The organism is Bradyrhizobium sp. MI1.4, from assembly GCF_055811315.1.
This window is the reverse complement of record NZ_JBVVPP010000094.1, coordinates 1-11,365: the sequence shown is the minus strand read 5'-3', so window position 1 is coordinate 11,365 and position 11,365 is coordinate 1. Positions and strand designations below refer to the sequence as shown.

General features: G+C 59.2%; 7 protein-coding genes and 3 pseudogenes. 1 reads left to right on the top strand and 9 read right to left on the bottom strand.

Going from position 1 to position 11,365, the window contains the following annotated elements:
• Positions 1–646: 646 nt before the first annotated feature.
• The 8 genes and pseudogenes from AC0L23_RS39295 to AC0L23_RS39260 all read right to left on the bottom strand — a co-directional run bounded on the left by AC0L23_RS39295 (position 647) and on the right by AC0L23_RS39260 (position 8,010).
• Entirely contained in the window at positions 647–1,429 is a 783-nt protein-coding gene (locus tag AC0L23_RS39295) for a YggS family pyridoxal phosphate-dependent enzyme (protein ID WP_473266895.1), read from the bottom strand.
• A 417-nt stretch (positions 1,430–1,846) separates the two neighbouring features.
• A complete protein-coding gene (locus tag AC0L23_RS39290) occupies positions 1,847–1,990 on the bottom strand; it encodes a hypothetical protein (RefSeq protein WP_219685556.1) in 144 nt (47 codons plus the stop codon).
• A gap of 928 nt (positions 1,991–2,918) precedes the next feature.
• Positions 2,919–3,266 (bottom strand): LLM class oxidoreductase, encoded by a 348-nt coding sequence (locus AC0L23_RS39285; protein ID WP_259219218.1) that lies wholly within the window; start codon positions 3,264–3,266, stop codon positions 2,919–2,921.
• A complete protein-coding gene (locus AC0L23_RS39280; RefSeq protein ID WP_259219217.1) occupies positions 3,259–3,714 on the bottom strand; it encodes an LLM class flavin-dependent oxidoreductase in 456 nt (151 codons plus the stop codon). Before AC0L23_RS39280 ends, AC0L23_RS39285 begins: the two co-directional genes overlap by 8 nt.
• A gap of 54 nt (positions 3,715–3,768) precedes the next feature.
• Positions 3,769–4,212, bottom strand: a complete 444-nt coding sequence (locus tag AC0L23_RS39275; protein WP_473266892.1) for a hypothetical protein — start codon at positions 4,210–4,212, stop codon at positions 3,769–3,771.
• A gap of 460 nt (positions 4,213–4,672) precedes the next feature.
• Positions 4,673–5,065: pseudogene (locus AC0L23_RS39270) on the bottom strand (transposase); the annotation flags it as partial.
• A 975-nt stretch (positions 5,066–6,040) separates the two neighbouring features.
• On the bottom strand, positions 6,041–6,163 hold the full coding sequence (locus AC0L23_RS39265; protein WP_259219214.1) for a hypothetical protein: 123 nt from the start codon (positions 6,161–6,163) through the stop codon (positions 6,041–6,043).
• 1,079 nt (positions 6,164–7,242) lie between these two features.
• The gene (locus tag AC0L23_RS39260) at positions 7,243–8,010 is read right to left on the bottom strand and encodes an outer membrane protein (RefSeq protein WP_473358349.1); all 768 of its coding nucleotides are present in this window, start codon (positions 8,008–8,010) and stop codon (positions 7,243–7,245) included.
• A 1,615-nt stretch (positions 8,011–9,625) separates the two neighbouring features.
• On the opposite strand from AC0L23_RS39260, the pseudogene AC0L23_RS39255 reads away from it, so the two are divergent.
• Positions 9,626–9,890, top strand: a pseudogene (locus AC0L23_RS39255) (transposase); the annotation flags it as partial.
• A 234-nt stretch (positions 9,891–10,124) separates the two neighbouring features.
• Here the strand turns inward: AC0L23_RS39255 and AC0L23_RS39250 are convergent.
• Positions 10,125–11,178: pseudogene (locus AC0L23_RS39250) on the bottom strand (IS110 family RNA-guided transposase).
• Positions 11,179–11,365: the final 187 nt, after the last annotated feature.

The window sequence follows — 11,365 nt, the reverse complement described above, 5'->3', positions numbered from 1 at the left end:
CCTTAAAGCTAGACTTAAGGTCACACGCTTCGCGAATTACCAACCCTCACGCAAGACGGCCCCCATCGGAGGCGTACCGCGCAAACGCGCTAGTTGCGACACCGCTACGTCTAAACAAAAACATTTGCCGCGCCGCGAGTCTGGCTAGTCCCGATAAGGCACGAACAGAGCAGCGTCTCATCTGCAGTCGGATCAAATGCCCGTACGGGTCTAAGATCACCCGCCGCCGTCCGGTTGACAGCGATAATCCACGGCCTGTCAGCTTGTTGAAGCGCGGCTCGGCCTGGCCAGGCCCTTCAGGTCGCTTTGGTCAAAACAATGTCGGTTGTCGCCTGTATGGTCCATCACGATCTGAATAGCTATGGAAGAGAACTCCGCAAGCCCTAACCCTGACGCAGAAGAACCTCGCGGGCACCTAGTGTTCCTAGTCGCGGAGAAATTTGCCGTGTTTTCCGTTGGGCGGCCCGCCTGCAATCGGCGAGGCTCCGGCGTGTCGACTTAGAGTGGGTCCGCCACCGAGCCTGGTCAGCTCACAAGGGGCGTCATGCGGATCGTGACGGGGCGACTTGCTAGCATTGGTGTGGTGATTTCACTCTGCTGTTGGCAGGCGACGGACGAAACAGAACTCGCGGCAGGTCCCGCGGCCTCACTCGGATAGCGCGCTGGTGGGGAGAGGAAGCCCGGGCCAATACTGTCCGTCCTTGGTCGGCCGAGGTCCGAATATCGCCTGACCAACTCTTATGACATCGGCACCTTCCTCGATTGCTATCTCGAAGTCGCTTGTCATCCCCATTGAGAGGAGATCAAGTCGCGTCGATGTTCTATCGCGGAGTGCGTCTCGAAGCCCCCGCAGCAACTTGAAACATTCGCGAACCTTGTCCGCCTCTCCGCTCAGGACGGCGAGAGTCATCAAGCCGCGAGGGACAAGGGCTGGATAGTCGGACAGCCGAAGAACAAAATCCTCTACCTCGTGGGGCGGCAAACCGTATTTGCTCACCTCACCCGAGGTGTTGACTTGGACGAACACGTCGAGATGCCGGCCTTCGGCGCTCAGGCGGGCCTGGAGCGCTTCGGCCAATCTCAAGGTATCCAACGCATGAAACTCGTTCGCGAACTTGACCATCGATTTCACTTTGTTCGTCTGGAGGTGACCGATGACACTCCAGTTCAACGACAGGTCGGCCAAATCGCGGACCTTGCTCTCCGCCTCTTGGACCTTGTTCTCGCCGAACTCGCAAAGGCCGAGTTCGGATGCGATACGGATAATCGCGGCGGGTACGGTCTTGCTGACAGGCAAAACACGAACTTCTGAACGCCTGCGGCGAGCCCGCATACAAGCCCGATTTATGCGCTGCTCAAGCTCATCAAGATTGGCGCGCAATAACGAGCGCGGATCGTCCGTGAATCGGACGCTATTCATTTGCGACATCGCGAATTCCTCGCTTCCACGTCCATGGTGTTTGACATGGCAAAGGCCAATGATTTCGGTAGCACATAAAGCAGAGTCGAGTCCGGCTAGTTCGTCAGAACCTCTCCCATCGACGCATAATCGAGGCCGTATCCCCCATAGGGACGATCCTAATCCCAGACAAGGTGCTCCGGATCTCGCGATCCGCCATCGCCCAACTCGCCGCTCTGGCTCAGGGAGGACAGCACGGAAACTTCTGTGCTGCTCGGGAGAGACAACTCACGCCGCTCCATTCACGAGTAAGGTTCATATTCGTTCAAATCGGGGCAGTTCTGGTCTGACGATGAGCGCCTCACCATCAACGATGCAGAAACGTGCGCTTGCCGGCAGGAACACCCACTACAATGGCGTCGAGAGCGGCCTTTATCGGTGCAGCCGTCACACGCGGACGGCAATCGAGTATCTATCCGAGAGCCGCACTTTTTTCGGACGCAACATTTTCAGAAGCGGCCAGCCCGAGGGCAAAAAGGTCAGCAGCGCGCCGATCGCCGCTCCATACTGCACCGCATCGGCCTGCGCCATCACGCTCGTGCTGCGAATTGTTGGCAGGACCTGGATGCGATCACCGAGTTTCGATAGGTTTCTCCGTGGAAAGCAGTTCGGGGATGTAGGCCGACAAAACGTGACCCGCTAGATCCGCCAAGGATTTGGGCCAGCGGCGGTGTTTGACTTATAGTTCCGCCCTTTAGAGATCGAGCGTGTAGTCAGTCCGCTTTTGCGACGTCACCTGACCCGTGGCGGGCGTGTCCAGGGTCATCGCGATGTCGACTTCGCGCGTCGAGAGTGAATAGAGGCGCGGGAGATAACAAGCTTGGTCTCAATGTGGAGTGGTGGATCCGAAGGCCGCGACTGTCATCTGACTGCTGCGCGCAAGTTGGAGATGGTCGACGGTGCCGAAGATGCTGGGAGCTGAGACGGCTTGCTTCTCGAGCGAACTAGCCGCGAATTCCGCAGAAGCACCGGGCGCGCACGCCATTTACTACGGTAGCCTTTGGCGACGCCGGGCTCAATCGGACCGGCCCACGTCCACACTGAGTCCGTTCTGGGACAAAACGGCGATGAGTCCGGCGCTGAGCGGCTTGAACTTTGCGCACCCAGCCCTTCATCGCTAAATCCATGTCCGACCCACATCCAGATGCTAAGGTTTGCGCTGCGTCGGCGGAACAAGGGTCGCGGAGTGCCCGATACGCTCAAATTCCGGAGGCGCAACACCCGATTGTTGCGATTGATTGAGCAAGAGATTCCTGCGCTTGTTGCCTGAGTGGACTGACCAGGCCACTGATTGAGAGTTATCTGCGCACTGAGCATTATCAATTACTTGCTGGTCGCAGGCCGTGTTTTTTCAGGCGGTAAATGGAGATTCGTCGCACGTTCACGATACTTCATTGAGCTGCGTATCGTGGGAGTGGCTGAAGCTAAAGAGCATAGCGTCGGGTGGGCATGGGCGACCTCAGCCCGCTGGCCGCGGCAAGCCGAGCGAATCGCGCAAGGTCGAGCCGTCGTACTCAGTGCGGAACAGACCTCGATGTTGCAGCTCCGGCACGAGGCCGTGGACCAGCTCCTCCAAGCCGCCTGGAAGATATGGGACCTGCAACATGAAGCCGTCGCAAGCACCCGCCTCGAACCACTCCTGCATGCGATCAGCCACCGTGCTGGGAGTGCTGGCGAAGCCGCTGGTGGTTCTCCCCGCGCCGTAGCGCTGTCCTAGCTCAGCAAGGCTCAAGCCTGAGCGCCGCGTCAGTTCGGAGGCCTCGCGATAGTGCCCTTCGACGCCGGGAACGTCGAGATTCTCAGGCAACGCCGAGATGATAGGACAAAGTCGAGAGACCGGACTGCGGATGCGACAATTCGTGGAGCTGGTCGTTTAGCGCCTTGGCCTGCTTCTCCGTGTCGCCAATGACCGGGACGATGCCGGGCAACACCTTGACTGTATCAGGGTCGCGGCCGAAACGGACCGCCCGGGCGCGCAAGTCGTTGCGAAATTCGACGGCGACATCGATGAGGCCCGGCGTCACGAAGATGATCTGGGCCCATCGCGCAGCGAAATCGCGGCCACGATCCGAAGCGCCGGCTTGGATGAAGACCGGACGTCCTTGCGGGGGCCGGCTGACATTGAGCGGGCCGCGCACATTGAACCATTTGCCGGAATGATCGATCCGGTGCACCCGCGCAGCGTCGGCGAACAGCGGCGTCTGGCGATCCCGGACCAGCGCACCATCCTCCCACGAATTCCACAGCTTGCTCACGACCTCGAGAAATTCGACGGCGTTCGTAGTGCCCCTCGCGCGAGAGCTGCTCGGTCAAATCAAAATTGCGCGCTTCCGCCTCCTGGAACTAGGTGACGATATTCCAGGCGGCGCGGCCACCGCTGAGATGATCGAGCGTCGCGAGCGCGCGCCAGCACATAGGGTTGGGCGTAGGATGTCAAATGGTCGCGCCGAGACGAGGTGCTTGATTGCACCCGTGATAATCGAGAGCACCACCAGCGGGTCGAGCCGCAGCGGGCCCAGCGCGCCATAGCGAAGCTGGCTATGCAGGCTGCCGCCCAGCGCGTCCGGGGTCGCGAGTATGTCCGCAATGAACAGAAGATCGAACCGCCCCTGCTCCAGCAGCCAGCCGATATTCTGGTAGTAAGCCGCTGACAGCAGGTCGCCACCCGCCTTCGGATGCCGCCAACCGGCATGGCTGCCGGAAACCGGCCCCGCGGAGACAAAGGCGGCAAGATGCAGTTTCTTGTCAGGCATGGGGCAGCTCACTTTCCATGAGATCTCGACGGGGCCGCCGCGCTTCAGCGTGTTATAGATCGGGCAGTTGGCAGTGAATCTGTCAATCGGCGCTTTAATTGCGGTTTGTTGTCAAGCTACCATTCTTCCTCTCTCCAGTGACACGCCGGTAGCGATTGCTCCGTCGGAGCTGGTCAGGTTGCAGAGACGGAGCGATCGCGGATGGCGAGACGATTGCCTAGCGGGCTTGGCAATCGACGTCGTTCGCGGCTTCGTCGGGTTGGGTTGATGTCGTAGCTGGGGTCTTGGTCCTTTCCGAGGTCGCGAGCGCCTCATGATGATGTCCGGATCGGGGCGCCTCAACGTTTGCAGCGGAGTGCGGGCGAACCGCCACCAGCCGATTGACCGAGGTCACCACGACCATCGTCCCAGCGGGACATCGCCAGTCCGGCGGACCGGACCAGGAACTTGCGAGCAAATATCAGATTGGCTTCGGCTGGCCCCAGTCGAACGACGTGCCATCGACCCAGATGCAGTGGAGAATTACGGCGATCTTTCGGGCGATGGCGACCTTTGCCTTCTTCATACCGATCCGCTTGGCGAGCTTCATGCCCCACGCCTTTAGGGAACACCACTTTTGGGTTCGATAAAGAAGAACAGTGGCGGCCTCGAACAAGTAAGTTCGGAGAAGCCGGTCGCCCCATCGAGATATCTTTCCGTTGGTGTCGGTTTCGCCGGATTGGCTGCGCCTCGGCGTAAGGCCGAGATAGCCGCCGACCGTCGAAGCCGATCGGAAGCGCGAGGGGTCATCGATCGTGTGGCGGAACGTTAGGGTCGTCACGACACCGACCCCCGGGACCGTCATCAGGCGACGCGTCGTGTCGTCCAGCTTTGCCAACCGGCGGACCTCGTTGTCGAACTTACCTTGTTGTTGACAAACGTTCTCATGGATCGAGAGCAGCGGCGATATCACGCTGAGAAGCAAATGATCGACGCCCAAGAGTTCGCTGACCTGGTTGCGGAATTTGTTGGCCGATCGCGCGAGGGAACAGAAATCCACATTCCTTGATCAAACTGCGAACCTGGTTCTCGATGTCTCGAGCAGGAAGCACCGCCGCAACGGACAGTGATCGCCGTCACGAGAGGATGGTCCCACGGACCTTGAAGGGGCGCACGGCGAATCCCAAGGGTGAGCAGGACTCGCGGCGCGGTGCGCCGTTCTTGCCAAGAACTGCTCGCGCGGTAAGCGCGATCGTGCCGCTCACGGTGGCAGACCTGGATGTGGCGATGTGCGTGGCGACAGTAACCCGGCCGCGATCCGCAATTCGATCCAATCCGACCAGGCCGACCGCGTGGCGACAATGTGCACGAATCCCGGCACCGAACCCTTTTCGTTGTCGAGAGGGTATCGCGCAATCCGCGGCGAATAAGTGTCTTTTGGCGCTCTTTCGGGCATGGCTGATCTGTCTCTTCGAGGCGATCTATGCAGTTTGTGCCATGCCGCTGCCGTGCCCGCGCTGCCCTCTGACGATGGCGCCCCTCCGAATGATGGTCGGCGGGGTCCTTTTGAGGGCGTGGGTTTGTGCGGGGAACGGCGCGACGGCCCGCTACAAATACATTTCACTTCGCGTATCCCCGTTTATTTTGTGCGAGTTGGCACAGAAAAGCGGTGCGCGAAGTGGCGCACGTCGTCCGGAAACCGTGATTCTTTATGGGTTGGAACGCCCGGAGCCCGCACGAGGTTAGATAGATTGCTCCATCGCGGCCGCCGCTGACCGGCGCTCTCGATTGGAGGCGGGGCCCCATAAAGTTCATCGGGGACGAAGCTGGCGAGATCATCGCCCAAACATCAGATGACCATGTTGTAATCGGCGGCCACCACCGCCTCGCAGTGGCGGCCAGCCTCGGTAAAAGACTGGTCTGGCGAGATACCGGCGAACCTGTGAAGCTTGATCTCTTCTTCAAGCAGCATGGAAGCACTCCTAGACATACAGCCTGAGCCGCTCGCCGAGCGTATCGTTCTTCGGGTACATCGCGATGATCGCCATCATGGTCGCGCCGCTGGTGGCGTGATCGTTGGCGGTTGGGCCACCCTCTCAGGGAGAAGGACAGCGACATGACAGATCGCGAATTGCTGCGGGACGTGACGGCCATACAAAAAGGGAGGCCGCCTGCGTTGCCACAAGCGGCCCAAGTCTAGGGAGGAACGCCCAAGGAGGGCAACGATAGCAGGGAGCTACCGCATACCCTTAGCTAGACGATCGCGATCAGCGGCTCAATTGAACGTAAGGGGTGATGGAACGATACAAAGGTTTATGGTCCTGTCGGGCCTACTTGCTCTGCTGCTTGAGCACCCACAGCCGGTAGGCTCCATATCGCGCACCAGCCTTTGTGTGCGAGATGGTACGAAAGGAAGTTCGAAATCAGAAACCCCAAATACTCCAAATACCCTCAAAGGTCGCGGTCGCGCGGCCCTGCGGAGGTTGACACGCCCAGAGGGACCCGGACGACCCGACTGTGCGGAGGGTGGCCGCGACGGTCCGCGCAGCGTGTTATCACCTCGACTCACGATCACTATGTCCGCCCGGGGCAAAGCAGACATCCCGCCGCAAGGCCGCGATTTCCGATTTCGTTCGTTGACCCGACGCGGAAGTGGGGCCGACGCTTGAGCCTTTGTGATGCGTCGTCCTCACCTGAGCGTGCACGCGCAGGGTCAACGTGCAACCGAAAACCCATCGCGTGCAAAACGCTCAAGACGGTGCTGAATTCGGATGCGCCTTGCCGCCTGCGAACGCGCGGTAAAGGCTTGTTCGTGTGATTCCCAGAACGTCGCGCGAGCTCCGAAATGTCGTGCAGACGGACAGCATCCTCAATCGCACGACACCTGTCGGCGATGTCGCCAGTCTCGAATGCGGCATTGAGGCATTCCGCAACTTCTCGGCGGTTCAGTCTGGATCTGATGCGCGCTTTGTATCTTTCTCAGACATGGCTTTAAACAAAAGGCCGGGCAAAATGCCCGGCCCACTGTCCTGACAAAGCGTCTAGATGAAGTCAGTATCTCGCGGCGACAGGAACTGTTCCCAAGCCGCCGAAGCGATAGTTAAAGCGCACCGTGACCAAGTCCACGTCCTGCTTGACGCCGTTCCCTAAGAGGGTGACGCCACCGGGCGTGACCACGCCTGCGAAGGAGGAGTTGTCACGCCCCATCCAGAGATGGTCATATTCAACACCGACCGACCAGTTCGGTGCGAAACCATATTCCCAGCCCACGCCAAGGGCGCCGCCCCAGCGCGTGTGACTTGCCGAGGCGAGGCCGACCCCGGTGATGTTGTTGAACACGTCAAAGCGATTGTGAGTGACGGCCGCGCCGCCCTTCACGTAGAGCAGCGATGCGTTCCATGCCCAACCGAGTTGGGCCGTGAAGAGGCCAATGCCATCGGTTTTCCCTGTGGTTGAAATCAGCGGATCGATCAGGCTGACGCGCGTGTTCTTGATGTCAGCCCAATCGCCCTGTGCTTCCAGTCCGAACACAAACTGATTGGTTTGCCAGCGATACCCGATCTGTCCGCCAACAAGGCCGCCGGAGCGATCCGCGCAACCGCCTGCGACTGTCCCTGCGAGCGTAACGAAATCCACACAGCTGTGGGTTTGGCCCCAGCCGCCGTTGGCGCCGATGTAGAAACCGGTCCATTCATAGATCGGAGCGACCACCGGCGGCGGCGCCTTAGTGTATGGGCGAGCCGCCAAATCAGCCGCCGACGCAGGGGCGGATAGAGCTACGGCCATCATCCCGGCTGCGACAATCAGAAGCTTTTTCATTACGAGAAATCTCCCCAGAAGAAGTTCAAAAAAGGCACGAAGCCCACCTAGGGAATCAATGCTATCCCGTTCGCCTGCAGGTTGATGTAGCCAAGCCGCAACACCCGGCTCAGATGTTTCGTTGCAATCCTTATTTCTAATAAGAATTGCCGGGAACCAAACGCCCGCCAACGTGCATTAAATCGCGAGCGGGGGCTCTGGTCGACCGTTGGACTGCAGTATGGGAGCCCTCGCGCGAACCGGCGTCACAAACTTGTGGCATGACCATTGCATAATTCAGGACAACTGGGATTTCAGCGCTCAGTTAGAGAATAAGCGCTGCCGGGACGCTTATTTCGAGCCCGGCGACGCTTCACTTCCTTTCCCTTGCGCCACCGCTACGGCGCATATTGTTTCGACAGAGGGGGTATTGGCGCATGGCATACGACACGGCAACGGTACATTTGCTCCGCGACGTTCTAGACGAGGTTCTTTCCAGTCCGTCATTCACTCGTCAGCAGCAGCGATCTGCTCTGGAAGTTGCCGAGCGCGTTCTCTTGCTCGCTTCCCAAGGCGAGCGTGAACCGATCAGGATCAAGCGACACCTGCTAAATGAGTTTTTGGCATCCGCTGCCGGCGAAGCCAACCGGGTCGCCCCTTCGCCTGATCGACGGTGAGCCTGCATGGCGAGCAAGTGCCGCTGGTAATGCCCTGCGGGTTCGATCGTGTCTACCATGTCACCACTGCCGCTCATCGGAGCATTCCCTGCCCATTGGCATGTCGCCTTGTGTTGTGCACAAAGCGGACTTGCTGAAGGCCAGCCCGAATGTCCGCTTCTGTGAAGGGTTTCGGATGCCGGCCCAGTGAGTGACGGTGCCGCGGGCTCCGAGGGCCGGCGTCCGAAAGCCTCCAAAGGACGAAACCGCGCTGGGGGGACGTAGGACGGTGCCTCGTAATGGATCTAAGTCGCGTCAAACAACCTTCAGACGATCAATGGGGTCGTCTATGGGGATTTAATGTTTGGCGGCACCCGTACTTTCAAGGACTTGGCCGTAGTAAAAATACCACACCACACAATCTAGACGTGAGTTCCCTGATATTCGAATCTCAAGAGGCAAACTGATCTCTATCGACCTGCAAAGCCTTCTGAGCTACCGAGCCGAAACTCTTTCGAATTGCTCGTCAAGAGCACCATCGCATTTGTAACTCTGCTTGCGTCGAGATTCCTGGACTGGGTCCAACGAGCGCGATGGCGCCCCCAATCACGGTCGAGAATGCCGCGTTCGAGTCGACTCTTGTGTAATTGGCGTGCTGCGCCGCGAACTCTCAGGTCAGCAGGCTCTCGATTATCCAATCATCGCCAACGGCATTAGCACCGCTCGTCACCGCTGCCGCCGATTGCTTCACCGTGTCGCCAGCCGCGGCGTTCTACCGCGCGAGCGGTTTAGTCCTGTGGGCGGAACTCCGACATCGCAGGTCTCACGGTGAGACCTTGGCCGCGTCGTCGCCTCCGTTGTGCCCGCCATGCCAACCACAGCAATCTGTAGCGGCTTGCCTGTCCATCGTGGACGGTGACCTTGCCCCTCGGGCTTAATCCAGTTTGAAGTTCGTTCTGGCCCAAGACGAGGACCAGAGCATGAAGCGCAAGCGATTTACGGAAGAACAGATCATCGGGATTTTGAAGGAGCACGAAGCCGGGGTTCCGGTCGCCGATCTCTGCCACAAGCATGGTGTCAGCGACGCCAGCATCTACAAATGGAAGGCCCGGTTCGGCGGGATGGACGTCTCGGAGGCCAAGCGACTGCGATCGCTGGAGGACGAGAACACGAAGCTAAAGCGGCTTCTGGCAAGACGCCATGTTGGACAATGCGGCGCTGAAGGATCTCGTGGGAAAGAATGTATGACCCGCCCCGCCCGTGCAAGGTCGTTTAATGAGGACGATGCAGTCTGCACAAATGTATCCGGCCTCTTGCAAGTGGGCCGCTGTTGCGGCCAGGCCATGATGAGATCCGCGCGTGCCGTTCTCAGATAAATGGTTCGGGCTCGAACCCCGCTTTTTTGCACAGGGTTTACGGCGCGCCGATCGACTGTTTCGTCATCACCTTCACGAACCTCGCAGTCTGGAACAAACGGGATCAGCTAAAGGCCGGATCCCGCCGTTCATAGCTTGCGCCGGGCTTGGTCATCACCACCCATGCGATCCGCGCAACTCTTGGCCGCCAAGGCGACGGTGACCTTGTTAGTGTGCATGCGTGCCTGAAGTCCATCAAGCCACGCGCCAAGGCGGTATCGCGAGCGATCAAGATGAGTCACGCAGGAACGCGCGCCATGGATGATCATCCGGCGCAGATATCGATTGCCGCGCTTGCTTATCCCCAGCAGCTTCGTTTTGCCTCCCGTAGAATATTCTCTCGGGACAAGACCTAGCCAAGCTGCCATATCGCGGGCCTTTTTGAACTGGCGGGCAGATCCAGCTGCTGCCAAAAGCGCCGTCGCGGCCAGCGGACCAATGCCCCGGATGGTCATCAATCGACGTGCGGTATCGCTTTGAGAGGCAATTGCCTCAATCTCGCGGTTGACCTCGGCAATCCGCAGCTCCAGCTGCCGCATCTCGTCAAATGTAGATGCAAGAATGCGACGCATCGCCGAGGTTAGATCATTCGACTGATCGGCCAAAACCCTCGGCAGATCAGCCTTGAACTTGCCGGCGCCCTGGTGAATGGCGATCCCATATTCCAGGCAAAAAGCGCGCATCTGATTGATGAGGCACGTCCGTTGCGACATCATCCGATCGCGAACACGATGCAGCGCTTGCAGGTCAATGTGCTCAGGCGACCTTAGCTCGACGAAGCGCATCGTTGGTCTCGTCACGGCTTCGGCGATCGCCGCGGCATCGATGATGTCATTTTTGTTGGACTTCACATATGGCTTCACGAATTGAGCTGGGATAATGCGAACGGTGTGCCCCATGGCGGCGATCTTGCGGGCCAACCATTGCGAGCCGGAGCAGGCCTCCATCCCCACCAAAGCCGGTCCTGCACGTTCGAAGAACTGCAAGAGCGTATCGCGCCGAAAGGTCGCCTTCTGGATCGGCATTCCGGCGGCGTCGAGCCCAACGACGTGGAAAAGGTTCTTGCCAATGTCGATCCCAAACACTGTTGCCGGCCTGGGCTTGTTCCGTGTCCTCATTGCTTCCTCCTTTCAAAAGCCAACTCAGTCTGACTGAGAGGACGGGGCGGGTCATCCCATTCTGATGTCCCCAGTCAAGCACACAGCGCACGGTTTTTCATCTCCACGAAGACTCATCGTGAAGTTCTTGTGCCGATGGATCGTGCAGAGGAGAAGGCGGGACTCAAAGACGTCGGTGAACAGGCTC

What these genes read in the sequence shown, in the direction of transcription:
- AC0L23_RS39275 (WP_473266892.1), bottom strand. Translation starts at nt 4,212, where the DNA reads ATGCCTGACAAGAAACTGCATCTTGCCGCCTTTGTCTCCGCGGGGCCG.
- AC0L23_RS39290 (WP_219685556.1), bottom strand. Translation starts at nt 1,990, where the DNA reads ATGGCGCAGGCCGATGCGGTGCAGTATGGAGCGGCGATCGGCGCGCTG.
- AC0L23_RS39295 (WP_473266895.1), bottom strand. Translation starts at nt 1,429, where the DNA reads ATGTCGCAAATGAATAGCGTCCGATTCACGGACGATCCGCGCTCGTTA.
- AC0L23_RS39265 (WP_259219214.1), bottom strand. Translation starts at nt 6,163, where the DNA reads ATGCTGCTTGAAGAAGAGATCAAGCTTCACAGGTTCGCCGGTATCTCG.
- AC0L23_RS39260 (WP_473358349.1), bottom strand. Translation starts at nt 8,010, where the DNA reads ATGAAAAAGCTTCTGATTGTCGCAGCCGGGATGATGGCCGTAGCTCTA.